24 protein-coding genes are annotated in these 25615 nt (G+C 63.2%); 15 read left to right on the plus strand and 9 right to left on the minus strand.

The genetic code is table 11. The features are described from left to right. The first annotated feature begins 10 nt into the window (after nt 1-10). From V1293_RS33560 to V1293_RS33585, 6 genes are all read left to right on the plus strand, one after another. Nucleotides 11-952, plus strand: coding sequence for an ABC transporter permease (locus tag V1293_RS33560; protein WP_334515796.1), 942 nt, complete (start codon nt 11-13; stop codon nt 950-952). Next, complete coding sequence (locus V1293_RS33565) at nt 949-1872, plus strand: ABC transporter permease (protein WP_442894316.1); 924 nt, start codon at nt 949-951, stop codon at nt 1870-1872. The genes V1293_RS33560 and V1293_RS33565 overlap by 4 nt, the downstream gene beginning before the upstream one ends. A gap of 4 nt (nt 1873-1876) precedes the next feature. Then, the gene (locus V1293_RS33570; protein ID WP_334515798.1) at nt 1877-2866 is read left to right on the plus strand and encodes an ABC transporter ATP-binding protein; all 990 of its coding nucleotides are present in this window, start codon (nt 1877-1879) and stop codon (nt 2864-2866) included. Further along, nucleotides 2863-3849, plus strand: a complete 987-nt coding sequence (locus V1293_RS33575; protein WP_334515800.1) for an ABC transporter ATP-binding protein — start codon at nt 2863-2865, stop codon at nt 3847-3849. The genes V1293_RS33570 and V1293_RS33575 overlap by 4 nt, the downstream gene beginning before the upstream one ends. Before the next feature lie 154 nt (nt 3850-4003). Then, nucleotides 4004-4936, plus strand: coding sequence for an N-carbamoyl-D-amino-acid hydrolase (locus V1293_RS33580; RefSeq protein WP_334515802.1), 933 nt, complete (start codon nt 4004-4006; stop codon nt 4934-4936). Continuing rightward, nucleotides 4937-5596 carry a flavin reductase family protein gene (locus V1293_RS33585; RefSeq protein ID WP_334515805.1) on the plus strand — a complete coding sequence of 220 codons (660 nt, stop codon included), beginning with the start codon at nt 4937-4939 and terminating at the stop codon, nt 5594-5596. Here V1293_RS33585 and V1293_RS33590 read toward each other — a convergent pair. Beyond that, entirely contained in the window at nt 5590-6252 is a 663-nt protein-coding gene (locus V1293_RS33590) for an aspartate/glutamate racemase family protein (protein WP_334515808.1), read from the minus strand. The genes V1293_RS33585 and V1293_RS33590 overlap by 7 nt on opposite strands. 204 nt (nt 6253-6456) lie before the next feature. Here V1293_RS33590 and hydA point away from each other — a divergent pair, with 204 nt between their 5' ends. The 9 genes from hydA (at nt 6457) to pncA (ending at nt 17186) form a co-directional block, all read left to right on the plus strand. Then, entirely contained in the window at nt 6457-7926 is a 1470-nt protein-coding gene (hydA, locus tag V1293_RS33595; protein ID WP_334515810.1) for a dihydropyrimidinase, read from the plus strand. 31 nt (nt 7927-7957) lie between these two features. After that, nucleotides 7958-8941, plus strand: coding sequence for an NAD-dependent epimerase/dehydratase family protein (locus tag V1293_RS33600; RefSeq protein ID WP_334515812.1), 984 nt, complete (start codon nt 7958-7960; stop codon nt 8939-8941). Next, entirely contained in the window at nt 8938-9699 is a 762-nt protein-coding gene (locus V1293_RS33605; protein ID WP_334515815.1) for an SDR family oxidoreductase, read from the plus strand. Before V1293_RS33600 ends, V1293_RS33605 begins: the two co-directional genes overlap by 4 nt. Beyond that, nucleotides 9696-11132 carry an NAD(P)/FAD-dependent oxidoreductase gene (locus tag V1293_RS33610; RefSeq protein WP_334515817.1) on the plus strand — a complete coding sequence of 479 codons (1437 nt, stop codon included), beginning with the start codon at nt 9696-9698 and terminating at the stop codon, nt 11130-11132. The genes V1293_RS33605 and V1293_RS33610 overlap by 4 nt, the downstream gene beginning before the upstream one ends. Nucleotides 11133-11299: 167 nt before the next feature. Continuing rightward, on the plus strand, nt 11300-12886 hold the full coding sequence (locus tag V1293_RS33615) for an ABC transporter substrate-binding protein (protein ID WP_334517023.1): 1587 nt from the start codon (nt 11300-11302) through the stop codon (nt 12884-12886). A gap of 12 nt (nt 12887-12898) precedes the next feature. Next, on the plus strand, nt 12899-13930 hold the full coding sequence (locus V1293_RS33620) for an ABC transporter permease (RefSeq protein WP_334515818.1): 1032 nt from the start codon (nt 12899-12901) through the stop codon (nt 13928-13930). Then, complete coding sequence (locus V1293_RS33625; RefSeq protein ID WP_334515819.1) at nt 13927-14775, plus strand: ABC transporter permease; 849 nt, start codon at nt 13927-13929, stop codon at nt 14773-14775. Before V1293_RS33620 ends, V1293_RS33625 begins: the two co-directional genes overlap by 4 nt. Further along, the gene (nikE, locus tag V1293_RS33630; protein WP_334515821.1) at nt 14772-16439 is read left to right on the plus strand and encodes an ABC transporter ATP-binding protein; all 1668 of its coding nucleotides are present in this window, start codon (nt 14772-14774) and stop codon (nt 16437-16439) included. Before V1293_RS33625 ends, nikE begins: the two co-directional genes overlap by 4 nt. 123 nt (nt 16440-16562) lie before the next feature. Next, nucleotides 16563-17186, plus strand: coding sequence for a bifunctional nicotinamidase/pyrazinamidase (gene pncA / locus V1293_RS33635; RefSeq protein ID WP_334515823.1), 624 nt, complete (start codon nt 16563-16565; stop codon nt 17184-17186). A gap of 13 nt (nt 17187-17199) precedes the next feature. Here pncA and V1293_RS33640 read toward each other — a convergent pair whose 3' ends face one another. Genes V1293_RS33640 through V1293_RS33675 form a run of 8 tightly spaced genes read right to left on the minus strand, consistent with a single transcriptional unit; the run spans nt 17200 to nt 25532 of the window. Beyond that, a complete protein-coding gene (locus V1293_RS33640) occupies nt 17200-18756 on the minus strand; it encodes a hydantoinase/oxoprolinase family protein (protein WP_334515825.1) in 1557 nt (518 codons plus the stop codon). Nucleotides 18757-18760: 4 nt separating this feature from the next. Then, complete coding sequence (locus V1293_RS33645) at nt 18761-19870, minus strand: DUF917 domain-containing protein (RefSeq protein ID WP_334515827.1); 1110 nt, start codon at nt 19868-19870, stop codon at nt 18761-18763. Beyond that, complete coding sequence (locus V1293_RS33650; protein ID WP_334515829.1) at nt 19867-20541, minus strand: AroM family protein; 675 nt, start codon at nt 20539-20541, stop codon at nt 19867-19869. Before V1293_RS33650 ends, V1293_RS33645 begins: the two co-directional genes overlap by 4 nt. Nucleotides 20542-20545: 4 nt before the next feature. Next, entirely contained in the window at nt 20546-21619 is a 1074-nt protein-coding gene (locus tag V1293_RS33655) for an ABC transporter ATP-binding protein (RefSeq protein ID WP_334515831.1), read from the minus strand. Continuing rightward, on the minus strand, nt 21616-22674 hold the full coding sequence (locus tag V1293_RS33660) for an extracellular solute-binding protein (protein ID WP_334515832.1): 1059 nt from the start codon (nt 22672-22674) through the stop codon (nt 21616-21618). The genes V1293_RS33655 and V1293_RS33660 overlap by 4 nt, the downstream gene beginning before the upstream one ends. A gap of 28 nt (nt 22675-22702) precedes the next feature. Further along, nucleotides 22703-23524, minus strand: coding sequence for an ABC transporter permease (locus V1293_RS33665; protein WP_334515834.1), 822 nt, complete (start codon nt 23522-23524; stop codon nt 22703-22705). An 8-nt stretch (nt 23525-23532) separates the two neighbouring features. Continuing rightward, nucleotides 23533-24405, minus strand: a complete 873-nt coding sequence (locus V1293_RS33670; RefSeq protein WP_334515836.1) for an ABC transporter permease — start codon at nt 24403-24405, stop codon at nt 23533-23535. Then, entirely contained in the window at nt 24402-25532 is a 1131-nt protein-coding gene (locus V1293_RS33675) for an IclR family transcriptional regulator (protein ID WP_334515837.1), read from the minus strand. The genes V1293_RS33670 and V1293_RS33675 overlap by 4 nt, the downstream gene beginning before the upstream one ends. Nucleotides 25533-25615 lie beyond the last annotated feature (83 nt).

Consider the following 25615-nt stretch of genomic DNA (forward strand, 5'->3'; position numbering starts at 1 on the left):
GTAAACCCACATGGTCTCTTATATCCTCCGGCGCGTTCTCTCGACCCTGCCCGTGATGGGGATTGTCGCGCTGTTCGTCTTCAGCCTGCTCTACATCGCGCCGGGCGATCCGGCCGCGGTGATCGCTGGCGATCAGGCGAGCCCCGCCGACGTTGAGCGGATTCGCCAGGGCCTCGGCCTCGACCGGCCGTTTTTGGTCCAGTTCGGAACCTGGCTCTGGCATATCCTGCATGGCGATCTCGGCACCTCGATCTTCACCAACCTGCCGGTCGCCTCGATGATCGCGCAGCGGATCGAGCCGACATTCTCGCTGATGGCGATCACGCTCGTCCTGACCATCCTTGTCGCGGTGCCGCTCGGCGTGGTGGCGGCGTGGAAGGCAGGAAGCTGGGTGGACCGCACCATCATGGCGTTCGCCGTGTTCGCCTTCTCGCTTCCGGTCTTTGTTGTCGGATACGTGCTCGCCTATGTATTCGCACTGCAGTTCGAATGGCTGCCCGTGCAGGGCTACACGCCGTTGACCGCGGGTTTCTGGCCATGGCTGAGGAACCTGATTCTGCCGGCACTTGCCCTCGGCTCCGTCTACATCGCGCTGATCGCGCGCATTACCCGCGCCTCCATGCTCGAGGTGCTGCAGCAGGATTATGTCCGCACCGCCCGCGCCAAGGGCCTCGGCCAGCGCAACATCCTGTTCGTTCACGCGCTGAAAAACGCAGCCGTTCCGATCGTGACGGTGATTGGTATCGGCATCGCCCTTTTGATCGGGGGCGCGGTGGTGACCGAAAGCGTGTTCGCCATCCCCGGCCTGGGCCGGCTAACGATCGATGCGATCTTGCGCCGCGATTACCCGGTCATCCAGGGCATCGTGCTGCTGTTCAGCTTCCTCTATGTGCTCGTCAACCTGATGGTCGACGTCACCTACACCCTGGTCGATCCGAGGATCCGCTATTGAGCATCTCCACCACAAGCACGGTGCCGGTGCCGCCGGGCCTCGTCATTGCGCCGCAACTGCCGGACCTGCTGGTGCCGCTGGCAATCCGGCGCGGTGTGTTTGGCTTCCTGCGTAGTCATCCGACGGTTGCGATCGGCGGCACCTTGCTCCTCTGCCTCGTATTGGTCGGGATCTTCGCGCCGTGGCTCGGGACCGTCGATCCGACCGCGCTCGCGCCCGCCAAGCGTACGCGCTTGCCTTCCGCGGATTTTTGGTTCGGCACCGATCTGCTCGGCCGCGACATCTATTCACGCGTGCTCTACGGGGCGCGGGTCTCGCTCACCGTAGGCCTGTCGGTAGCCGTACTGTCCTCACTCGCTGGTCTTGCCATCGGTCTGGTTTCGGGTTTCGTGCGATGGGCGGACAGCATCCTGATGCGGTTCATGGACGGGCTGATGTCGATACCGCCGATTTTGCTGGCCGTCGCATTGATGGCGCTGACGCGCGCGAGCGTCGGCAACGTCATCCTGGCCATCACGATTGCCGAAGTACCGCGCGTCTCGCGGCTGGTGCGCAGTGTCGTGCTGTCGCTGCGCGAACAGCCTTATGTGGATGCCGCCACGGCCTCCGGCACGCGAACGCCGATGGTCATCCTGCGCCACATCCTGCCCAACACGCTCGCGCCGATGCTGGTCCAGGCAACCTATATCTGCGCCAGCGCCATGATCGTGGAGTCGATCCTCTCTTTCATCGGCGCCGGCACGCCGCCCACGATTCCGTCCTGGGGCAACATCATGGCCGAGGGCAGGGCGCTCTGGCAGGTCAAGCCCTACATCGTTTTCTTTCCCGCTGCGTTTCTTTCCGTCACCGTGCTCGCCGTCAATCTGGTCGGCGATGGCCTGCGTGATGCGCTCGATCCGCGAATGGCCAAGAGTCTCTGATCCGATGGCATTGCTCGAAGTCGATAATCTGCAGACCCATTTCCGCACGCCTGAGGGCGTCAACCGGGCGGTCGACGGCGTGTCCTTCCACGTCGACGAAGGCGAGACGCTGGCCATTGTCGGCGAATCCGGCTGCGGCAAGTCGGTCACCTCGATGTCGCTGATGCGGCTGATCGCCGAGCCCCCGGGCAAGATCGCAGGCTCTATCCACTTCCAGGGCAGGGACCTGCTGCAACTCTCCGAACGCGAGATGCGCGCCATCCGCGGCAACGATATTTCGATGATCTTCCAGGAGCCGATGACGAGCCTGAACCCGGTGCTGACGGTCGGCCGTCAGATCGGCGAGACCTTGCGGATGCATCAAGGGCTCGACAAGCAGGCTGCCGAGGCGCGCGCCATCGAGATGCTGACATTGGTCGGCATTCCGGAGCCGGCACGGCGCGTGCGCGAATATCCGCATCAGCTCTCCGGCGGCATGCGGCAGCGCGTGATGATCGCCATGGCGCTCGCTTGCAACCCCAAGCTCCTGATCGCCGACGAGCCGACCACGGCGCTTGACGTCACGATCCAGGCGCAGATCCTGCAATTGATGCTGGACCTCAAGCGCCGCGTCGGCGCGGCGATCGTTCTGATCACCCACGATCTCGGCGTGGTCGCTGAAATCGCCGAGCGCGTCATGGTCATGTATGCCGGCCGCAAGGTTGAGGAGGCGCCGGTGGCCGAGTTGTTCCGCTCGCCCCGGCATCCCTATACGCAAGGCCTGCTTGGCGCGGTGCCCAAGCTCGGCTCCTCGCTAACAGGCGCGGCGCGGCGGCTCGCCGAGATCCCCGGCCAGGTGCCGAGCCTCAAGGGGCGGATCGAGGGCTGCGTCTTTGCCGGGCGCTGTGCGCTGGCGACTGATCTCTGCCGGCAGGTTGCCCCGGGTCTCGAAGAGAAGGGGCCCCGCCACATCGCCGCCTGCCATTACGCGCGCAAGGAGGCTGCCGCGGCATGAGCGCCCCGTTGCTCCAGGTCAACGACCTCAAGAAGCATTTTCCGGTTCGCGGCGGCCTGTTCAGCCGCAAGTCCAACTGGGTCTATGCTGTGGACGGCGTGTCCTTTGAGGTCGAGCGCGGCGAGACGCTGTCTCTCGTCGGCGAATCCGGCTGCGGCAAGTCGACGGTCGGCCGCGCCATCCTGCGGCTATTCGACATCACCGGCGGCCAGGTGGTGCTGGATGGCCAGCGTATCGACCGTCTTTCACCCGGAAGGCTGCGCAGCATGCGCCGCCGCGTGCAGGTGGTGTTCCAGGATCCGTTCTCCAGCCTCAATCCGCGCATGCGCGTCCGCGATATCCTGGCCGAGCCGATCCGAAACTTCGGTCTCGCCAAATCCTCCGCCGAACTCGAGGCGAAGGTTGCGGCGCTGATGGACACCGTGCGCCTGCCGCGCGACGCGCTCGGCCGCCGGCCTCACGAATTCTCAGGGGGCCAGCGCCAGCGCATCGGCATCGCCCGGGCGCTTGCTGCGGAGCCCGAACTGATCGTCTGCGACGAGGCGGTCTCGGCGCTCGACGTCTCCGTCAAGGCGCAGATCGTCAACCTGCTGCAGGATCTGCAGCGCGAGTTCGGCCTCGCACTGCTCTTCATCAGCCATGATCTGGCTGTTGTCGAGCACATGACGCATCGCGTTGCCGTCATGTATCTCGGCAAGATCGTCGAGATGGCGCCAAGGCAGCAAATCTTCACCGCGCCGAGGCATCCATATACCAAGGCTCTGCTATCGGCCGTGCCGGTGCCGGAGCCCGGGACCATTCGCAACCCGATCATCCTGAAGGGCGACGTGCCGAGCCCGATCAATCCGCCCAGCGGTTGCCGCTTCCACACCAGATGTCCATACGTGTTCGATCGCTGCCGGACGGAAGAGCCGGAGTTACGGTCGACCGAAGGCGGTCAATGGGTGGCGTGTCATCTTGACGCGCTGCCGGAGCAGAACTGATGTGCGTGTCGCGGACTGTCTCTGGAATTGACTTCGAGTGGACCAAAACTTTAACTGCTGGCTTCGATTGAGCCGGATAGGAATCCGATCTCCGCAGACTGCTTCATTTTCATGCAAGCCGCCGCCTTAAATGGAAGCATCCAGAAAGTCATCCATGCGCGTCATCAATGTTGCCGCCGCCCAGTTGGGCCCGATCCAGAAAGCCGACAGCCGCGAAGCCGTCGTCAAGCGCATGATAGCGCTGATGGATGAAGCCAAGGCGAAGGGAGCTGATCTGATCGTCTATCCGGAGCTCGCACTCACCACGTTCTTTCCGCGCTGGTACTTGGAGGATCAGGCCGAGGTCGACGCCTGGTTCGAGCGCGAGATGCCAAATGCGGCGACAAGGCCTCTGTTTGAGCGAGCCGCCCACCACAAGATCGCAATGAATTTTGGCTATGCCGAATTGACGCCGGATGGGCATCATTTCAACACCTGCATCCTCACCGACAAGTCCGCGAAAATTGTCGGCAAGTACCGCAAGGTTCATCTGCCTGGTCATTCGGAGTTCGACACGGAACGCGCTTTCCAGCACCTGGAGAAGCGGTACTTCGAGCCGGGCGATCTCGGTTTCAACGTCTGGCGCGCCCTCGGCGGCATCTTCGGCATGGCGGTCTGCAATGATCGGCGCTGGCCGGAGACCTATCGTGTGATGGGCCTGCAAGGCGTCGAGATGGTGCTGATCGGTTACAACACGCCCTCGATCAATGCCGAGAAGAGCGAGGAGGGGCCCGAGAAGCGGCTGTTTCACAACCGGCTCTCCGCGCAGGCCGGTGCCTACCAGAACTCGACCTGGGTCATATGCGTGGCAAAGGCCGGCGTCGAGGATGGCCATCCCTTGATCGGCGGCAGCCTGATCGTCGATCCGGACGGCGAGATCGTCGTTGAGGCCAAGACCGAGGAGGACGAGCTGCTGGTTCACCCCTGTGATCTCGACGCCACCACCTTCGGCAAGAACACGATCTTCAATTTCGCGCTTCACCGCCGCATCGAGCATTACGGCCTGATTACCAGCCGCACCGGCGTGGTGCCGCCTCCGGAAAACTAGATGTCCGGTATTTCCTTTCGCGAACTTGATCCGCACGGCCGGTACAAGCTGCTGTGTGGGGTCGTCGTGCCACGGCCGATCGCGCTGGTCACGACGCTCGACGAGAACGGTAGCGTCAACGCGGCGCCGTTCAGCTTCTTCAACGTCTTCTCCGAAGATCCGCCCCTTCTGGTGCTCGGCCTGCAGCACAAGGCCGATTTCAGTCCCAAGGACACCACGCGCAACGTCCACCGCAGCGGGCAGTTCGTGGTGCATTTGGTGGACGAGGCGCTGGCAGCAGCCATGAACGACTGCGCGATCGACTTTCCCTCCGGTGACAGCGAAGTGGAGGCGACGGGGCTAAAGACATTGCCGTCGATCGATATCGCGGTACCGCGATTGGCCGCTGCGCCCTTCGCGCTCGAGTGCCGGCAGCATGCCGCTCTCGCCTTTGGGCCCGGCCGTGAGCTTCTTGTCGGTGAGGTGCTGCGCCTGCACGCGCGCGAGGGTCTGATCGACCAGCAAAGGATGTATGTCGATTTCGACGTCTACCGGCCGATCGGGCGCTTGTTCGGCAATCTCTACGCTGCCCAGCGCGATACCTTTGCGCTGACGCGTGAAAGCCACGCGCAGTGGCTCGCGCGCAACGGAACGGCCGAAACGTCCGACCAAAGTCAGTGATGCGAGAACTGCACCGTGCCCAGCGCGACGGTAACGGCCGCCTGAGTCGGGTCGATCACGGGGATTCCGAGCGCCTGCTCCAGCGGCAGGCGGTGACGCGCCATGCCGGCGCAGCCCATCACGATGGCGCCGGATCCGTCTTCGTCCTTGAGCGCGCGCCCGACCTCGATCATCTTCGCGAGCGTTCCTTCGCCCGACGCGGTCTCCGCCACGCTCATGTTGAGCGGCCGTTCCCTGGTCAGGCGATCCATCAGGCCCATCTGCCTGAGATAGCGGACATGGCGGCGGATCGAGCGCTGTGCGATCGCAATGACGCCGAAGGTTTCGGCGCGCGCCAGCGCCGTCAGCACGCCGCATTCGGCGATGCCGAACACGGGCCGATCGGTTGCTTCGCGGCAGACATGCAGGCCCGGATCGCTGTAGCAGGCAATGACGAAGGCGGCCGAATGGTTGTCGCCTTCGACGAGGCGGCGCAGCGGCATCGCCACGCCATCGACATCGGCCTGGCTCTCGATCCCGTAGGGACCCTCGGTCAGCGTTTCGCAGACGATTTCCGGTCCGCCCTCAAAGCCAAGCGGCTTCAAGGCTTGCTCCAGCCCTTGGGTCACGAGCTGGTTGGAATTGGGATTGATGACGAGAATGCGTGGCCGAGACATAGTATTTTCCTGCGGGATGACGCGTCGGTCGATACTGCGAGATCGGCGCAACGAGACGACAATGGAAGCAATGACCATGCCATCCAGCGATGCATGGTCCACTGTCTGCTGCGAAAGCGCAAGGGAGTGTAGCGGCACGATCTGTGCTTTTATCCGGCGAATGCAAGGCTTAGGATTCAGAACTAAATACCTGGGGAGTTTGTCATGACCGAGCCCGCCTACGACCTTCTCATTCGCGGCGGACGCGTCGCGACAATGAGCGACGTGTTCGAGGCCGACGTTGCCATTTCCGGTGAGACGATCGTTGCCATCGGCCACGGGCTGCCCGGCGCGCGGCGGGAGATCGACGCGCGGGGCAAGCTGGTGCTGCCCGGCGGTGTCGACAGCCACGCCCATATCGAGCAGCTTTCGGCCGCGGGCATCGTGAACGCCGATACGTTCGAGAGCGCGACCGTCTCGGCAGCCTTCGGCGGCACCACCACCGTGATCCCGTTCGCGGCCCAGCACGTCGGCATGAAACTGCCCCAGGTGCTGGAGGAGTATCATGCGCTCGCGAGAAAGGGCGCTGTCATCGACTATGCCTTTCACATGATCATCGCCGATCCGACCAAAGAGACACTGGAGAAGGATCTGCCCGTGCTGATCAAGCAGGGCCATGGCTCGATCAAGATCTTCATGACCTATGATCGCCTGAAAATCGACGACGAGCCCCTGCTCGACATTCTGCTTGCGGCGCGCGACGGCGGCGCGATGCTCTGCGCCCACGCCGAGAACCACGGGATTATTTCCTGGATGGTGAAGCGGCTGCTGGCGCGCGGCTATACCGATCCAAAATATCACGCCATCAGCCACGCCCGCGTGTCGGAAGCGGAGGCCTTCAACCGGCTGATCGGCATGGCCGCGCTGATCGACCAGCCGATCATGATCTTCCACGTGTCGACGGCGGAAGGCGCCAAGGTGATCCGCGATGCGCGCGGGCAGGGGCTGAAGGTGTTCGCGGAAACTTGCCCGCAATATCTTTTTCTCACCGCGGACGATCTCGACAAGCCCGGCGTCGAAGGCGCCAAATGGATGTGCAGCCCGCCGCCGCGCCGCGCCGCCGACCAGGAAGCGCTGTGGCAGGCGCTTGCGCTCGGCGATCTCCAGACCGTTTCGTCCGATCACGCGCCGTACCGGTTTGATGAGACCGGCAAACTGCGCGCCGGCCCCAATCCCAATTTCAAGCAAGTGGCGAACGGTCTGCCCGGCCTCGAAGTTCGGTTGCCGCTGCTGTTCGACGCCATGGTTTCGAAAGGCCGATTGGGCCTCGAAAAGTTCGTCGAACTGACCGCGACAGCACCGGCAAAAATCTACAATCTGCATCCGCGCAAGGGCTCGATCGCAGTTGGCGCCGATGCGGATATCGCGATCTGGGACCCAGCGCGTGAGGTCACGCTGAGCGGCGCGATGATGCATGATCTGGCGGGCTATACACCCTTCGCCGGCCGCAAGCTGCGCGGCTGGCCGGTCACCGTGCTGTCGCGCGGGCGCGTCATCGCGGCGGATGGCAAACGTTCGGTCGAAGCGGGCTCGGGCCGCTTCCTTCCGCGCACGGGAGGGGAGGCGGCGAAACCGACTGGGCGCCTGATGCCGGACATGGACCCCGAGCAGAATTTTGGCGCGAGGCTGCTGTGATCCGTCCGCTGCGACGCGTTCGGGTTGAGCGATGAGAATTCTTGTCTTCGGCGGCACCGGTTTTGTCGGGCTCAATATCGCCGCGGCACTGCTGTCGCGCGGTCATGCGGTGACATTGTTCGACCGCGCGGGCTTGCCGCCTGAGGCAAGGAAGGATTTTGCCTCTCATGGCGATCGGCTGACAGCCATCCAGGACGATGTCACGAATAGTCAAGCCGTGGAACCGGTGATCGCGTCGGGTTATGACGCCATCATTCTGGGGGCCGCGATCACCGCGGGACCGGAGCGTGAAGCAAGCGATGCCGAAACCATTCTGCGGGTAAACCTGCTGGCTCAGACGCCGATCCTGATCGCGGCGCAGCGCTTTGGCGTTAAACGCATCATCAATCTGTCGTCCGCGGCAGCCTACGGCGCGAGCGCATTCCGGAACGTGCTGCTCGATGAAGAAACTCCCTGCGATCCGGCCTCGCTCTACGCCATCACCAAATTCGCGTCCGAGAAGGTCGCTGCGCGCTTGGCCGGTCTCTGGCAACAGGAGATCATCAGCGTGCGGCTAAGCGCTGTGTTCGGGCCCTGGGAGCGGAGCAACGACGTGCGCGACACGCCAAGCCCGCAGGCGCAGATTCTAGCCGCGATGCAGGACGGGTACGAGGCCGTTCTATCGCGTCCGGGCGTCAGGGACTGGATCTATGCCGTGGATGTCGCGGAGGCCGTGACATTGCTGATTGAAGCTTCGAAGCCGAAGCATCAGGTCTACAACATTTCAAGCGGCGTTGAATGGTCTGCCCTGCAATGGGGCCAGGAACTGGCCGCGTTGCACCCCGGCTTCGTTTGTCGGCTGACTGATGCCGGTGAGGTGGCAACGGTCGACCTGCATAGTCCCGCCGACCGGGCACCGCTGTCGATCGCGCGCATGGCAGAAGGGTTCGGCTGGCGCGCGCGGTTCGGCTGCGCTGACTCGGCCGCCGATCTGAGCCGTTGGTGGACCGAGCATCAAGGGGGAAACCTGACATGAGACTGGCAGGGCGGACCGCGATCGTGACTGGCGCCGGCTCCGGCATCGGCCGGGCCAGCGCTGCGCTTTTCGCGAAGGAAGGCGCCTTTGTTGCGCTGGTCGATCGTGACCGCGCAGGTCTGCAGGAAGCACTGGCGGCGATCAAGGGCGCGAAAGGTGAAGCATCGCTGCATGTCGGCGATGTCAGCGAGGCCGGTTTCGCGAAAGATACCGTGGGCGATGTCATGGCGCGGCGCGGCCGGCTCGATGTGTTGATGACTGCTGCCGGCTTTTCCTGCGGCGGTACGGTGCTGACCACCGATCCCGCCGATTGGGATGCGGTGTTCCGCACCAATGTCGGCGGCACATGGCTTTGGGCGCGCGCTGCGGTCCCCGAGATGCAGCGGCAGGGCAGCGGCTCGATCATCACGCTGGCATCGCAGCTTGCGATCGCCGGCGGCAAGGGCAACAGCGCCTATATCGCCGCGAAGGGGGCCATCATCAGCCTGACCCGGACGATGGCGCTCGATTTCGCCACGGATGGAATCCGCGTCAATGCGATTGCGCCGGGCGCCATCGACACACCGATGCTACAGCGCAGTTTTGCCCGCCACGCCGACCCCGAACCGGTGCGCGAAGCGTCGCGCAACCGCCATGCCATGAAACGGTTTGGCAAAGCCGAGGAGGTGGCCGAGGCGGCGCTCTATCTTGCCAGCGATGCGTCTTCCTTTACGACCGGCACTGTGATGGTAGTCGATGGCGGTTGGCTCGCGGCATGAACAGCGCCCTTATCGCTCTCGAAGCCCAGGTTCACGCCGATCTTGCCAAGACCGCGCATCCGGATGCCGCGTGGCTGACGCCCAGGTGCGGGCCGGACGACAGGCCAGCGCTGGACGTGCTCGTGGTGGGCGCCGGGCAATCGGGGCTTGCGACGGCGTTCGGGCTGATGCGCTCGCAAGTGAGCAACATCCTCGTACTCGACAAATCCGAGGAGGGACAGGAAGGACCGTGGCTCACCTATGCCCGCATGCACACGCTGCGCAGTCCGAAGCATTTCACCGGGCCTGATCTTGATATTCCCAGCCTGACCTATCAGTCCTGGCACGAGGCGCGCTTTGGCGAGGAGGATTGGCGGAATCTCGACCTGATTTCGCGCGAGCTTTGGGCCGAATATCTGCTCTGGTTCAGGCGCGTCCTGGATCTGCCGGTGCGCAATGGTTGCGAGGTCATCGAGATCTCGCCTGCGGCCGGTGGATTGCTCGCGGCCAGGGTGCAGAACGCTGATGGCGTCGACATTGTCTTTGCGCGCAAGATCGTGCTGGCGACGGGGCAGGAAGGCATGGGCGACTGGACCATTCCGGAACCACTGCGTCGTCTGCCGTCGTCGCTTTGCGTGCATGCGGCGCAGCCGATCGACCTCGCGTCCTTGCGCGGCAAACGGGTCGCAGTGATCGGCGCCGGCGCCTCGGCCTTCGACAATGCCGCCACCGCACTGGAAGCCGGTGCGGCAGACGTGCATCTGTTTTGCCGCAGGGCGGAGATCCAGGTAATCCAGCCCTACCGTTGGCTTACCTTCCGCGGCTTCCTTCGCCATTTTTGCGATCTGGATGATGCCTGGCGCTGGCGCTTCATGCGCGCCGTTCTGGAGATGCGGGAAGGTTTTCCGCAGGCGACCTACGATCGCTGCGCCCGCCATGCCAATTTCCGCCTGCAGGAGGGGGCGCCGATCGAAGCCGCCAAGGAGACGGCTCGCGGTGTCGAATTGCAGACGCCGCGGGGCGCGTTTGCAGCAGACTTCGTGGTTTGCGGCACGGGCATCGACATGAATTTTGCAGGGCGGCCCGAGTTGCGAAATTGCGCCGCCAACATCGCTGTATGGGCTGACCGCTACCAGCCGCCGCCGGACGAGCGCAGCCCGCGGCTTGGGCGTTTTCCCTATCTCGCTGGCGACTACGCGCTGATGGAGCGCGTCGCCGGCGAAACGCCGTGGATTGCGGACATTCATATCTTCGCGATTGCCTCCACCATGAGCTTCGGTGCTTCGGGCTCGTCGATCAATGCGATGACCACGGCGGTGCCGAAACTCGTGCATGGGTTGACACGCGGCCTGTTTCGCGCGGACATCGAGCGGCATTGGGCTTCGTTCAAGGCGTATGACGTGCCTCAGGCCGTCGTCGCGCGGGCAACGCCGGCCAAGATTGAGGAACGGTGAACGGTTTTCGATGGCGCTGGGAAGCCTGGCTCATACCCACTATGCTTGTGTCGCCGGTGGTTCAGGTTGGCATATCCCTTGCTTTAAGTTGATGTTCTCATTCAGAAAATAAACGTGGCAAACAGGGAATAAGTCCGATGAGCGTTACAGTACCCAGGCGTCTGCTTATGGTGGTTGCCTCCATCGCGTTCTCACTGGCTGCCGGATCGGTGCAGGCGCAAACGCGCTCCGAAACGTTGCGCTACGTGACCGGCGCATCGGTCAACACGCTTGATCCGAATATTCCGGGGTCGACACGCGAAGCCTTTGCGGTGAGCCTGAGCACTTATGATCGGCTGGTTTCCTTCGGCCGCAAACAGCTCAACGGCAAATGGGTGTTTGATCTCGGCAAGATCACGGGAGAGTTGGCGGAATCCTACGAAGTCAGCCCGGACGGGTTGAAGATGACATTTCGTCTGCGCAAGGACGCCAAGTTCCAGGACGGTACGTCGGTCACGGCGGAAGACGTCAAATGGTCGCTTGACCGGGTCGTCACCGCGCCGGTTCTCGGCAAGGCGCAGCTCCTCACGGGATCGATGACATCGGCCGACCAGTTCAAGGTGATCGATCCCCTGACCATCGAGGTGACGCTGCCGAAGCCGGACAAGCTTGCGTTGCCCAATCTCGCCACCGTCTATCCGATCATTTTCAACTCCAAGGTCGCCAAGGCGCATGCGACGGCAGACGATCCCTGGGCTCTTGCATGGTTGAAGGAGAATACGGCCGGCAGCGGCGCCTACAAGATCGAGACGTTCAAGCCGGGTGAACAGGTGATCATGGCGCGTAACGAGGCCTGGAACCGTGGCACAGCCGACAAGTCGGCGTCCTTCAAGCGCGTCATCGTGCAGTCGGTGCCGGAGCCGGCGACGCGCGCCAATCTGGTCGAGCGCGGCGATGCGGATCTTGTCATCGATCTGCAGGCGAGCGATGTCCAGTCGCTCGAGGCCAAGGCCAAGCTGAAGGTGATCTCGACGCCACAGTATAACGCCGTCACGTTCGTCTCGATGAACAACCAGATCCCGCCGTTCGACAACGTCAATGTGCGTCGCGCCATCGCCTTTGCGTTGCCTTACGACGATATGTTCAAGGCGGCGCTGTTCGGCCGCGGGTCGCCGCTGTTCGGCGCGACGTGGGCGGATGGCAAACCAACGAGCGGCGCCTATCCGATCCCGCAGCCGGTGAAGCTCGACCTCGAGAAGGCCAAGGAGTATCTGAAGGCGGCAGGCATGCCTGACGGCTTCTCGACCACGTTCAGCTTCAATGTCGGCCAGGCTTCGACCGCCGAACCGATGGCGGCCCTGGTGAAGGAATCGCTGGCCAAGATCGGAATCAAGGTTGATATCCAGAAGCTGCCGGACGCCCAGATGTCGACGCAGATCAACGAGAAGAAGCTTCCGTTCTTCACCGAGGGCATCGTCGCCTGGCTGCCGTCGACCGACTACTTCTACCGCAACTTCTACACCGGCAATCAGCGCTGGAACTACTCATCGATCAACAGTCCGGAATTGGTGGAGATCGCGCAGAAAGCCCGTTTCGAACCCGATGCGGCCAAGTATGAGCAAGACGGCGTCAAGCTCAACGCCATCCATTTCAGCGAGATACCGCAGATACCGCTCTGGCAGCCCAGCCAGGACGCCGTGATGGCGTCCTCGGTCGATGGCTATACATACCAGTTCCACCGCCAGGTCGATTATCGCGATCTCAATCGCAAGTAACAGGTCAGTCAGATGGCGGCCTTTGGAGCAACGGTGATACGGGCGGGCAGGCGCTTCCTGTCCTCGCTGCCGGCGCTCTTTGGCGTGCTCGTCTTCACCTTCCTGCTGATGCGGGTGCTGCCGGGCGATCCGGCGGTGTTCTTCGCTTCCGGGCCGAATGCTGGCAAGGAGGAGATCGAGGTCATCCGAAAGCAGATGGGGCTCAACAAGCCGGTGCCGGAACAACTGATGCTGTATCTCTATGATGTCGGCAGCGGCAATCTCGGCAGATCGATGATGACCGGGCAGTTGGTCACGAAAGATCTCCGTGAGCGGCTGCCGGCCTCGCTTGAACTCACCTTCACGGCGCTGCTGATCGCGTTGCTGTCGGCCGTGCCGCTCGGTGTGCTGGCGGCCCTGAGACCGGGCTCCATCATCGACCACGGCGTGCGGTTTTTTTGCGCGCTCGGCGTCTGCGTACCGACGTTCGTTTCGGGCCTGTTGCTGATCTATGTCTTCTATTACCTGCTCGGGCTTGCGCCCGATCCGACTGGCCGGGTCGATATCTTTGCGTCACTGCCGCCAAGGCGGACCGGCTTCCTGTTGATCGACTTCGTGCTCGCAGGCGATTTCGATGGATGGTGGGCCGCCTTCCGGCAACTGATCTTGCCGGCGCTGAGCATGGCGCTGTTTGTGGTGGCGCCGCTGGCGCGCATCACGCGGGCCTCGATGCTGGTCTCGCTTGGCAGCGATTTCGTGCGCACCGCGCGTTCCGTGGGCCTTCCCTGGTGGCGGGTCGTCGTCACTTATGCGCTAAGGAATGCCATTCTGCCGGTCATTACCATCGCAGGCATCGTGTTCTCGACCATGCTCGGCGCCAATGTCCTGGTGGAGAAGGTATTCTCCTGGCCGGGCGTCGCCTCCTACGCGCTCGATGCGTTGCTCTCCTCCGACTATGCGCCGGTACAGGGTTTTGTGCTGCTGATGGCTACCGTGTTTGTGATCGTCAATCTACTAGTGGATATCCTTTATGGCATCGCCGATCCACGGGTGACAATCGGATGACCTCAGCGACGCTTCGCCATGCCGGCTGGATTCTGCGCGGCAACCCGCTCACCGCCGTTGCCGCTGCCGGCGTCTTCCTGCTTGCGCTGATCGCGATTTTCGGGCCGTGGATCGTGCCGTATGATCCGATCGTCTCGAACGTGTCGCAAGCCCTGATGCCGCCGAGCGCGGCACACATTGCCGGTACCGATCAGCTCGGCCGCGACGTGTTCAGCCGCCTGATCGTCGCGACACGGCTCGATCTCGCCATCGCCGTCTCGGCGGTCGGAATCTCCTTTGCCATCGGCGCCGTCATCGGCGCGATCTGCGGCTATACCGGTGGCCGGCTCGATCGCGGCGTCGGCCGCTTCGTCGACGTCGTGATGGCCTTTCCGCTGTTCGTGCTGGCAATGGCGATGGTCGCAGCGCTCGGCAATCGGGTGGAGAACATCGTCATCGCGACCGCCATCATCAATCTGCCGTTCTACATCCGCTTTGCGCGTGCGGAGGTGAATGTCCGTCGCAATGTCGGCTGGGTCGAAGCGGCGCGCGCCTGCGGCGATAGCCACCTCTCGGTCGTGCTGCGCTTCCTGCTGCCCAACGTGCTGCCGGCCATGGCGGTGCAAATATCGCTCAATCTCGGCTGGGCAATCCTCAATGCGGCCGGACTTTCCTTTATCGGCCTCGGCGTCAAACCGCCGACCCCGGAATGGGGCATCATGGTTGCGGAGGGCGCGCGCTTCATTTCCACCGGAAAATGGTGGCTGGTTGCCTTTCCAGGCCTGGCGTTAATGCTGACCGTGCTGTGCTTCAACCTGCTCGGCGACGGGGTGCGCGATATTCTCGACCCCCGCATGCGAACATGACTCAATCGCTCCTGGCATTGAGCGACCTGCACGTCACCTTCTCGACACGGCGTGGCCTTGTCGAGGCGGTGCGTGGTGTCACCCTGTCGCTCGGCGAGGGCGAGATGCTTGGCCTTGTCGGCGAGAGCGGTTCGGGCAAGTCCGTCACCGGCTTTGCGATCACGCGGCTGCTCGATGCGGCCGGGCGGATCACAGCAGGCGACATCCGGTTTCGCGGGCAGGACATCACGCGGATATCGGCGGGCGATTTCCGTCATCTGCATGGCGCGGCGATGGCGATGATCTTTCAGAACCCGCGTGCAGCGCTCAATCCGATCCGTGCGGTCGGCGACCAGATCGCCGATGCGATTACGGCCCATAAGCGAATGCACCGGGACGAAGCGCGCGCGCAGGCGCTGGGGCTGCTGCGTGCCGTGCAAATTCGCGATCCTGAAAAGCGGATGGCGGCTTACCCGCACGAACTCTCCGGCGGGATGTGCCAGCGCGTGATGATCGCCATGGCGATTTCCTGCAACCCGGCCCTGCTGATCGCCGACGAGCCGACCACCGGGCTCGACGTCACGACGCAAAAGGTCGTGATGGACCTTTTGACCGATATCGCGGCCGAGCGCGGCATGGCGACCATCCTGATCACCCATGATCTCGGTCTCGCCGCTCGCTACTGTCGCCGCGTCGTGGTGATGGAGCAGGGCCGGCTGGTCGAGGAGGCCGAACCGAAGCCTCTCTTCCACGCGCCACAACACCCTTACACCAAACGTCTGGTGGCGGCTTCGCCCACGGCGAGCTCGCGGATCGCGGATCTGGTGCCGGAAGAGGAGAGGGGGCGGCAAATTGCGGTGCCCGTCGCGCCCCGGCCGCAGCCGGCGCCAGGTACGCCGCCTCTGCTGGAGGTGCAGAAACTCGCCAAGCGGTTCGATCAGGGCGCCGCGGCGCTGGCAGATTTTTCAATGACGATCAGCGCCGGCGAGAGCGTCGGTCTGGTCGGCGAATCCGGCTCCGGCAAGAGCACGACGTCGCGCATCATCTGCCGCTTGATCGATCCGAGCGAGGGAGAGATCGCGTTCGAGGGCCAGTCGATCGGCCATATCCCGGCCCGCGATTTTCACCGGTCACCGTTTCGCAGGGACATCCAGATCGTCTTTCAGGATCCGAACGACAGCCTCAACCCGCGGTTCACCGCCTTTGACTGCATCGCCCATCCGCTGCTTCGGCTTGGCGGCATGCGCGCAGGCAACGCCTTGCGGCAGCGGGTGGAGGAGTGCGCGCAGCGCGTTGGACTGGAGATCGAATTGCTGACGCGCTTCCCGCATCAGCTTTCGGGCGGCCAGAAGGCCCGTGTCGGCATCGCCCGCGCCATCGCCTGCCGGCCGCGCCTGTTGGTGCTGGATGAGCCGACGGCAGCGCTCGACGTCTCGGTGCAGGCGGTGGTGTTGCAACTGCTCGACCGGTTGCGGCGTGAGGATGACTTGGCCTTCCTCTTTGTCAGCCACGACCTCAATGTCGTTCGCATGATGTGCGATCGGACCATCGTGCTGCAAAACGGCCGTATCGTCGAACAGGGCGAGAGCCGCGCGATGTTCGACAATCCCAAAACCGCTTACACACGCGAGCTGGTCGATGCCGTGCCGCATATCGAGCCGGAACTGGCTGCGTTCGCGACCTGATATCATTGACGACCCTACCAGCAATCGAAAGATCAGCAGGTGCTGTGCTTTACATAGTGATCTACTTTGGCAAACTCCTGTCTTGCGCTAGAATTTGATGATCAAGACAAACACAGGCCCAGAATGCAGATCCGACTAGGCAACGATGATTTGCTGCTGATAATCGATGTGCAGAACGATTTCTGCCCCGGCGGGGCACTTGCGGTTGTCGATGGCGATGCCGTGGTGCCGGTTATCAATCGTCTCGCCGAACGCTTCGATCACGTGGTGCTGACCCAGGACTGGCATCCGTCAGATCACAGCTCTTTCGTCACATCGCATCCGGGAGCGAGCCCCTTCGAGAGCGCCCCTATGCCATATGGCGAGCAGACCCTTTGGCCCGATCATTGCGTCCAGGGCACCGCCGGGGCGGCGTTTCATCCGGAACTCATGATCGACCGGGCAGAACTGATAATCCGGAAAGGCTTCCGTCGCGAAATCGATTCTTATTCTGCGTTTTTTGAAAACGACCGGCGCACACCTACCGGTCTGGCGGGTTACTTGCGCGACCGCGGCTTGCGGCGGATCTTCCTGGCCGGGCTCGCCACCGATTTTTGCGTCCACTATTCCGCCGTGGACGCACGCCGGCTCGGCTTCGACACCGTGCTTGTTGAGGCCGGATGCAGGGCCATCGATCTGGCGGGCTCGCTCAACGCCGCCTGGGCAGGGATGGCCGCCGTCGGCGTGCAGCGTGTCAACGATCTCTAACGCGGGCCGTCGCTTAAGCCACCTCCCGGCTGGCCTCGATCCGGTTGAGCGCGCCGGCAACCCGGACGCGGACGCGCAGTGAATTGCCTGGCAGGTAGGCGATCGGCATATCCTCGATCTCAATCGTCTTCAGGCTGCGGGGATCCGCGCCGGCGTTGATAGCCTTGCGTTCGGCAATTTCCAACGCCGCTGCAATGGCTTCGTCGCGGGTGAGATCGCGGAAGACCTGATCGACCTCGCCGCTGACGCGGGCAATTGCTGCGCCCACGGCATTGGCGCAATCGCCGAAGGGGACCCGGATGATCTGCGAAACGCCGGCCAGCTTTTCGGGCACCAGGAAGGCCCCGCCACCCACGGCAATCAGGGGCGCATCGCCAGCCTCGGTTTTCATGCGGTCGATGTTTTCTTCGAGCTGCCGCGTGGCGTCGGTGAGTGCTGCGGCGATCATATCCTTCGAGATCGACGCGACGCGGGAGCGATCGCCAACATCGAGCAGCCCGGCGGCGACCGCGATATCGGTCGCGGTCAACTGTGCGCCGCCGAAGACGAGCGCATCCTGCGTCAGACGATAGCCGACGCTGAGCGGGCCAACCCTCGCCGACGCGGGATCGATATGGCTGCCGCCACCGAGACCGATCGACAGCAGGTCCGGCATGCGGAACAGCGTGCGCACGCCGCCGATCTCGACGACCGCGTTGGCCTCACGCGGAAATCCATGGCGCAATTGGCCGATATCGCTTGTTGTGCCGCCGACGTCCACGACCAGGGCGTCTTCCAGTCCGGACAGATGCGCCGCGCCGCGCATCGAGTTGGTCGCACCTGAGGCAAAGCTCATCACTGGGAAGGCGATGGCCGTTTCAGCCTGCATCACCGTGCCGTCGTTTTGGGTGAGGAACAGCGGGGCGTCGATGCCGCTTTCGGCGGTCGCCTTGCGGAAAGCGGCCACGGTTTCGACCGCGAGGTCATGCAGCACCGCATTGAGAAGCGCCGCGTTCTCGCGCTCAAGCAGACCGATCCGTCCGAGATCATGCGACAGGGTGACGGCGACGTCCGGGCAGATATCCTGCAGGATATCGCGTGCTGCGAGTTCGCAGCTTGGATCAAGTGGTGAGAAGATCGACGAGACTGCCACCGAGCGCAGCCCGAGATCGCCGATGCGCCGTGCGGCCGCGCGCATGCCGGCGGTATCGAAAGGCACGATCGGCCGACCGTCATAGTCGTGGCCGCCTTCGAGCATGAAAATCTCGCCGCGCACGCCTTCGGCGAGGTCATGCGGCCAATCGCAAAATGGCGGCAGCGAAGCGCTGGCCGGCATGCCGATCCGGATCGCCGCGACTTTCATCAAATTCCGGCGTTGGACCACGGCGTTGATGAAGTGCGTGGTTCCGATCACCACCGCGTCGACCGGCCCCCGCGCAGCGGGATCGGCACGCAATGCCTTCAGGGCGTCGAGGATGCCGGATGTCACATCCTTCGTGGTGGGACGCTTGACAGCGAAAACCACCTTGTCGCCATCCAGCAGCACGGCGTCGGTATTGGTGCCGCCGACGTCAATTCCAATGCGTCGCATCAATTTACACTCCAGCGCCTGCGCGCTCTTCGAAAACGGAACGGAAATCCAGGTCGTAGCCAAAGGCGCGGGGGCCGACGAATTCGAGGCCGCGTGGACTGGTCAGGACGGCGGGAGCCGGCAGCGCCACCACGGTGACGCGCTGACCGTAGCGCACCGTCTCGGTGCCGACCGCATGGCCCGAGACGCTCTCGAGCACGCAGATCAGGTCTGGTGACATCGCGACGGCCTTGCCTTCGCGCCAGGCGACGATCCACTCGTTCTGGAACGAGAGCTCCAGCCGCGAGCCGCGGTCGTCATCGATGCCCTCGATCGCGACAGAGCCGCGCAGAAAGCCCTCGGTCGTCCGGCGGGCGACATCGACCACCTTGCCGGTGAAGAGCCGCTTGCCGCCTTCGCTTTCGAGCAGAGCTGCGATCGGATCGGTATGCAGGCGATTGGCTTCGCGGACCAGCCGGCCGATCCGGATCGCCGCGGTGGTCGTGAAGTGAATGCCCCAATCCTTCACCTCGCGGCCGGTGCGAGGCGCCTTGCTGGTCGAGGCGATCGAGCCCATTTCGACGCAGATCTTGCGGCTGGCCCGCTCCATCCATTTCCAGCTTGGCACTTTCGTGACGATCGCTTCGATACCGCGCGGATCGTACAGCGTGCAGGGATAGGGTCGCAGCCCGCCGATCGCCACCGAGGTCATCTGCGCCTCGGGAAAGGCGCGTCCCATGCAATCGGCATCGACGACGGGTATATTGAGATGGACGGCCGCCATCAGCGCCTGCGTGCCGTTGCCGCCGCCGATCTCGACCGACATCACGGCGCGGAATTTGAAGCCGCCGAATTCCTCCTGCATCTCGACCGCGCGGGCGATGTTGCGGCTGTCGGCCAGGCGCTCCTGACCGATCAGCGGTGCCCCCATGTTGGAGACGACCGCGACCCGATCGTTATCATCAAGATCCAGCGGCGACATCAACTGCACGCGATAGCCTTCCGCGTAGAGCCGGCGCAGGTTGAGCAGACCCAAATAGGGGCTGCCGCCGCCGCCGGTGCCGAGAATCCAGGCGCCGACCGCGAGGGATTCGATATCCTCAAGCGTAATCTCGGTGAGAACCGGCTCATTCATGCGACCAGCTCCTCGACGGCACGTGCGGCGGCGGCAATGGCGAGGATGACCGGCCCGCCATAGCTCTGGCGAACACGCGCCTTGTTCGCGCGCGTATAGCTCATGCAATCCATCACGACGAGGTCCGGCGACAGGGCGGCCATTTTCCGTGCAGCCTCATCGACGGCCTCGGCATTGGAACCCGGCCGCATCGTCACGCCGACAACTTCGACGTTCGGTCGCTCCCATTTTCCGGCGATCAGTGCGGTCTGCTCCGGCAGCGGCGAGAAGACGCCGAGACGTCCCTTCGGAAGAACCGCCTCGACCATGTGGTGCAGCACGGCCGAGGGCAGGATCACCAGACCATCCGGCGCAAGATTTGGAAATTTGCCGGTGCAGGCGAGCATGGCGACCTTGACGCCCTCGCGTGCGAAATTCTCGATCTGGATCGCCGCCCGTGCCTCGACCGCCTTCTTGCTGATGGTGACGCTGTCGCCATTCGGCAGCAGGGTGAACAGGGCGTCGTGGCCGTCACTCGGTGGAATCGCGTCTATCTCGGCGCGCGTCATGCCGTCGAGCGCTCCGCGCAGATCGATCTCCAGTCCGGGTGATAGCACCGCCGCGATTTCGTTCACGACGGAAGGTCGCGGGCTCTGGCCGATCACGACCACGCCCATGCGTTGTTGTTGCATGATATCAATCCCTCAAGATCACGATGTCGGATGGTTTCCAGCGCAGGGCGACGGCGGCGCCGGCTTGAAAAAGCTCATGCGAGCCATTGTTCGGTTGTTGCGCGAGCAGGCGCCTGCCGCCGGCCGTCTCGATGCGGTAAAGCACCGAGCCGCCCTGGAAATTGGCACTCTCGACAACACCGTCGAGGCCAAGTCCGGCTCGCGCGGATGGCGTGGCCAGACTGATCTTTTCCGGCCGAAGCGCGATCGAAACCGCGCCGGTCGCCTCAGGCGGGGCGGCAAGCTCGATCGACAGGCCGTTGTCGACCTGCAAGACGGAATTGCCTCCGCCGTCGCGGATCACCTCGCCGCGGAACAGGTTGGTGTCGCCGATGAAATCGGCGACGAAGCGTGTGCTTGGCCGATCGTAAATATCGGATGGCGCGCCGATCTGCTCGACCTTCCCGGCATTCATCACCGCGATCCGGTCGGACATCGCGAGCGCTTCCTCCTGGTCGTGGGTGACGAAGACCATGGTCAGGCCGAGTTTGCGTTGCAATTGCTTCAGCTCGAACTGCATCGCTTGCCGCAGCTTCTTGTCAAGCGCGCCGAGCGGTTCATCGCAAAGCAGTACGCGCGGTTCGATCACGATGGCGCGGGCCAGGGCGACACGCTGCTGCTGGCCCCCGGAGAGCCGGCCGGGACGGCGATCCTCGTATCCGACGAGTTCCACCTGTGCCAACGCATCGGCGACCTTGCGGGCAATCGTGGTGCGCTCCATGCCGCGCATGCGCAAACCGAAGGCAACGTTTTCACCGACCGAGCGATGCGGAAACAGCGCGTAGCTCTGGAATACCATTCCCATGTCGCGCTTGTGTGCCGGCACATGCGTAACATCGACCCCACCGACCTCGATGACGCCTTTGGTCGGCGTCTCGAAGCCGGCTATCATTCGCAGTGTCGTCGTCTTGCCGCAGCCGGAGGGCCCGAGCAGCGAGAAGAATTCTCCCTCCCGAATGCTCATATCGACGGCATCGACGGCGTGCGTGGTGCCGTCATAGGTCTTGGTGACGGCGACAATGTCGATACGAGCGCTCATGCGCGGAAGATGCGGTTGACGCGGGAATCGATCTCGTCCTTGCGCGCGTTGTACCATTTCCAATCGGGCTGGATCAGCTTGGCGACCTTCTCCGGCGTGGTCAGAAGTTTTTCGTTGTACTTGTCGTCGAGCTTCACCTTGCTGTTTGCAGGCGAATACCAGACCGACTCGGCCAGCGTTTTCTGCACATTCGGGCGCAGCATGTAGTTTACATAGGCATTGGCGAGTTCGCGAACCTTGGTGCCGGGCGTGAGCGTGAGGACTTGTTCAAGCGAGAGAACGCCCTCGGACGGCGCGACGAAAGTGGTCGGCTGGTTCTGGCCGTCATAGCGCAGGATGCCGGAATCATGGATCACCGCAAGGCCCACTTCGCCTGAAAGGATCATCTTTTCCATCGTGCCGGTGAAGTCGACGAGTTTGATCGGCTTCAGCTTTTCCATCGCCGCATAGGCGGCGTCGAGATCGGTCATGCCCTTGCCGAAGAGTGCGCCGCTCATCATCAGGAAGGCCTGGCCGAGGCTGTTCACCGGAATGACATAGCCGCCGCGCACGCCGTCATAGGCGCGGTCCCAGAGGTCCTTCCAGGACGAGACCTTGCCGTAACCCTTGTCGGTGCGCATGCCGAGGCCGATAGCGCTGGTGAAGATGCAGACGCCGACCATCTTGTCGCTGACCGCGTAAGGATAGACGTCGGCGATATTCGGGACCTGCTTGGCGTCGATCTTGGCTTCGACGATTCCCATTTCCAGCGCAGCCCATTGCTCGTTGGAATTGGTGTGCAGCACATCATAGACCGGCGCCGAACGCGGGCTTGCCTGGAGCTTGGGCAGGTATGGAAAGGCCGAGTCCGTCTCCACCTTGCACTTGAATTCCTTTTCGAAAGCGGGGATCAGTTCGCTCGACATGGTTTGCCCCCACTTGCCGCCCCATCCGGTGATGCGCAGCGTCGCCGCATCGGCGCGGGCGATGTGCGGAGCTGCGATCGCGCCGATGCCGGCGGCGGCGCTGGTGGCGAGGAACTGACGTCGTGTCAGCGGTAGGCGGGTCATGGTCATGGGGTGATCCTCTCTCTGGGAATGACAGTCACAGCTTTGCGTAGGACCTGAGCCCGACCGTGCGATCGAGCCCGAAGACGACCAGCACGGCGAGCAGGATCGAGACCACCGAGGCGGCGCCGATCGTTCCGTCCAGATCGAACTTCAGATAGTTGAACAACGTGATCGGCAGCGTTTCGCGGCCCGGGGAGACCAGGAAAAGCGATACCGGAAACTGATCGAAGGAGACGATGAAGGCGAACACGGCTCCCGCCATGACGCCGGGTTTGGTCAACGGCAGCGTCACCTCGAAATAGGTGCGCAAAGGACCGGCGCCGAGGTTGCATGCCGCCTCTTCCAGGCGGGTATCGAAGTTCTGCAGAACCGCCAGCGTGGTACGCACCACATAGGGAATCGACACCAGCGTATGGCCGAGCACCAGTCCCCAGAGCGGCCGGCCGACATCCAGCAGGACGTAGGATTGGAATAGCGCAAGGCCGGTCAGAATCGCCGGCAGCATCAGCGGAGACAACATGATCGCGGTGATGACGCGCGAGCCAGGCAGTCCGCCGCGCGCCAAAGCGAGCGCGGCGCTGGCGCCGAACAGGGTCGCGGCGATGGTCGTCATCGCGGCGACCTCTAGGCTCAACCACAAAGCGTTCATGAAGTCGCGCGAGGCGAAGAATTTTTCGAACCAGCGCAACGAAACGCCAACCGGCGGAAACTGGATGTAGGGCGTAGGATTGAGGGCGAACACGAAGACGATCGCGATCGGCGCCAGCAGGAAAATCACCACCGCAACATTGAGGGCCAGATAGCAGAAGCGGCCAGGGCGAAGGGTTCGGCGAGGGGTGAACGGCGCTGTGATCATCGGCGACCTCACTGCAGATCGCGCTGGCCGGAGACCAGCCCGAGGATGCGGTTATAGGCGATGACCAGAACCAGCGAGATCGTCAGCAGCACCATGCCGAGCGCCGCGGCAAAGCCGACATTGAAGCTCGAAGAGATCTGCTGGTAGATCAGCATCGGCAGCGTCATGATCTGGAATCCGCCCATCAGGATCGGGGTGACGTAGGCGCTGATGGCCAGCGCAAAGACCAGCAGCGAGCCGGCCAGGATGCCAGGCAGGCTCAGGGGTAGCGTCACTTCAAGGAAAGCGCGGAGCGGCGAGGCGCCAAGATTCTGCGCCGCGTGTTCCAGCCGCTCGTCGATCCGCCCGATGACGCCGACCAGGGTCAGAACCATGTAGGGCACGTAGATATGCGTCAGGCCCAGCACGATGCTGAATTCGTTGTACATCAGCGGCCGCGGTTTCGAGATCAGGCCGAGGCCGATCAGGGCTTGGTTGATCGCGCCCTTGTCCGACAACAGCGCCATCCAGGCAAAGGTGCGCACGACAATGCCTGTCAGCATCGGCGTCAATACCGCCATCATCAGCATGGCGTAGGCTGTGCGGCCTCGGACGCGCGCCATCAAATGGGCCAGCGGGTAGCCGATCAGCAAGGCCGCCAGCGTGGTGAGCAGGCCAATCCGGAGCGTGGTCCAGATCACCTCGAAATAATAGATGTCGTCGAGAATTCTCCGATAGTATTTGGTCGTGAAATCGACATTGGGCTGCACGACCGGATTGCCGGTGAGCAGGCTGATCATGGCCATCAGCCCCATCGGCAGGAAGAAGAACAGGGCGAACAGCAACGCGCTCGGCGCGATCAGCCAGGCGATAGGCGTGATGCCCGAGCGAGCCGCATTCATCTTGCTGCGGCCTTGCGTATGGGTGTGGCGCTACCCAGCGCTAGCCATATTGGATCATCGAAGAGCCGTCCGAGGTCGACCGCCATCGTGCGCAGCGCTTGCCAAAGCTTCGCGCGCTCTTCGGCCGAGGTCAGCTGGCTTGGATAGGATACGGCGACCCCGATGGTTTCATTGGTGTCGCGACGGGTGAGCGCGAAACCCAGCGAGCCCACGCCCGGCAACGATTCATTGCTGGCTTCGGAATAGCCGGTGCGGCGGATTTCGGCGATGCGCGCCATGAGCGCCGTCAGATTCCGCGGCGCAGACGGCGAGATTGCAGGCAACGGCTTTGGCATGCGAGCGCGAATATCTGCATCGTTCAGGCGCGCAAGCATGGCCCGGCCGTTGGACGTCGCGAAGGCCGGCGCCCGTACGCCGGGAGGCGTTACCACCTGAAGCGGATTGGAGCCGGGGACGACGCGCAGCACGACCTGTTCGGCGCCGTCGAGCACGGAGATGTAGCCGGTATGGCCGGTCTTGGCACAGACCGCACGCAGCCGCTGCTCGGCGAGGGCCACGAAGTCATTTTGCGTCCGATGCAAGCGGCCGAGTTCGAACACCAGCAGGCCCGGCCGATAGCGGCGGGTCAAGGCATCCTGCTCCAGCAGTCCACATTCCCTGAGTTGACGCAGCAGCCGTGACGTCGAGCTCTTCGGCTTGCCGGTGAGCCGGATCACGTCGGCATTGCTGATCTCCGGCTGATGCGGCGCGAAGCAGCGCAAGATTTCGATGGCGTTGTCGAGGGCGCTCATGGTCTTGAACGGGGCTTTCCGAGGAGTTCCGGAAAATGGAACTTGGTTTTTAATTTTGAGACCTGGAAATGAAGTGGTCAACGGGCGGATGCGCAGCATTTTTGAACAATCCGCGCTCAAAATTCGCGCAAATGACCAAAGACTGCTTGTTTGAGAGACGTTGCTAAGTTGGCCCAGCCTCGCCGGCAAGCTGGTTTTTGCAGTTGCGGTATCAACCAGCGCGGCCAAAGCGGCTCGGTCGATCCGATCGCCCGCAAGGCAGTTCAGCGTTGCGGCGAGCGGGCGGGCGTATGAATCGCGCTGCGTCTCTATCAGCGCGCACGCGATCAAACGCACAGCAGCTAGTCGTTGTGACATGAGCTGCGCATTCTATACGGCATAGACATTGCTTGAGAGAGCAACTGCTCGCGAGGTGCATT

It is taken from the genome of Bradyrhizobium sp. AZCC 1693, assembly GCF_036924745.1.
Classification (GTDB): domain Bacteria; phylum Pseudomonadota; class Alphaproteobacteria; order Rhizobiales; family Xanthobacteraceae; genus Bradyrhizobium.

Bases quoted from the DNA above. Each gene is read 5' to 3' on its own strand.
- nikE (WP_334515821.1), top strand. From the start codon at position 14,772: ATGACTCAATCGCTCCTGGCATTGAGCGACCTGCACGTCACCTTCTCG.
- V1293_RS33645 (WP_334515827.1), bottom strand. From the start codon at position 19,870: ATGAATGAGCCGGTTCTCACCGAGATTACGCTTGAGGATATCGAATCC.
- V1293_RS33590 (WP_334515808.1), bottom strand. From the start codon at position 6,252: ATGTCTCGGCCACGCATTCTCGTCATCAATCCCAATTCCAACCAGCTC.
- V1293_RS33580 (WP_334515802.1), top strand. From the start codon at position 4,004: ATGCGCGTCATCAATGTTGCCGCCGCCCAGTTGGGCCCGATCCAGAAA.
- pncA (WP_334515823.1), top strand. From the start codon at position 16,563: ATGCAGATCCGACTAGGCAACGATGATTTGCTGCTGATAATCGATGTG.
- V1293_RS33575 (WP_334515800.1), top strand. From the start codon at position 2,863: ATGAGCGCCCCGTTGCTCCAGGTCAACGACCTCAAGAAGCATTTTCCG.
- V1293_RS33610 (WP_334515817.1), top strand. From the start codon at position 9,696: ATGAACAGCGCCCTTATCGCTCTCGAAGCCCAGGTTCACGCCGATCTT.
- V1293_RS33620 (WP_334515818.1), top strand. From the start codon at position 12,899: ATGGCGGCCTTTGGAGCAACGGTGATACGGGCGGGCAGGCGCTTCCTG.
- V1293_RS33560 (WP_334515796.1), top strand. From the start codon at position 11: ATGGTCTCTTATATCCTCCGGCGCGTTCTCTCGACCCTGCCCGTGATG.
- V1293_RS33585 (WP_334515805.1), top strand. From the start codon at position 4,937: ATGTCCGGTATTTCCTTTCGCGAACTTGATCCGCACGGCCGGTACAAG.
- V1293_RS33570 (WP_334515798.1), top strand. From the start codon at position 1,877: ATGGCATTGCTCGAAGTCGATAATCTGCAGACCCATTTCCGCACGCCT.
- V1293_RS33640 (WP_334515825.1), bottom strand. From the start codon at position 18,756: ATGCGACGCATTGGAATTGACGTCGGCGGCACCAATACCGACGCCGTG.
- V1293_RS33615 (WP_334517023.1), top strand. From the start codon at position 11,300: ATGGTGGTTGCCTCCATCGCGTTCTCACTGGCTGCCGGATCGGTGCAG.
- V1293_RS33600 (WP_334515812.1), top strand. From the start codon at position 7,958: ATGAGAATTCTTGTCTTCGGCGGCACCGGTTTTGTCGGGCTCAATATC.
- hydA (WP_334515810.1), top strand. From the start codon at position 6,457: ATGACCGAGCCCGCCTACGACCTTCTCATTCGCGGCGGACGCGTCGCG.
- V1293_RS33655 (WP_334515831.1), bottom strand. From the start codon at position 21,619: ATGAGCGCTCGTATCGACATTGTCGCCGTCACCAAGACCTATGACGGC.
- V1293_RS33665 (WP_334515834.1), bottom strand. From the start codon at position 23,524: ATGATCACAGCGCCGTTCACCCCTCGCCGAACCCTTCGCCCTGGCCGC.
- V1293_RS33660 (WP_334515832.1), bottom strand. From the start codon at position 22,674: ATGACCATGACCCGCCTACCGCTGACACGACGTCAGTTCCTCGCCACC.
- V1293_RS33670 (WP_334515836.1), bottom strand. From the start codon at position 24,405: ATGAATGCGGCTCGCTCGGGCATCACGCCTATCGCCTGGCTGATCGCG.
- V1293_RS33605 (WP_334515815.1), top strand. From the start codon at position 8,938: ATGAGACTGGCAGGGCGGACCGCGATCGTGACTGGCGCCGGCTCCGGC.
- V1293_RS33650 (WP_334515829.1), bottom strand. From the start codon at position 20,541: ATGCAACAACAACGCATGGGCGTGGTCGTGATCGGCCAGAGCCCGCGA.
- V1293_RS33625 (WP_334515819.1), top strand. From the start codon at position 13,927: ATGACCTCAGCGACGCTTCGCCATGCCGGCTGGATTCTGCGCGGCAAC.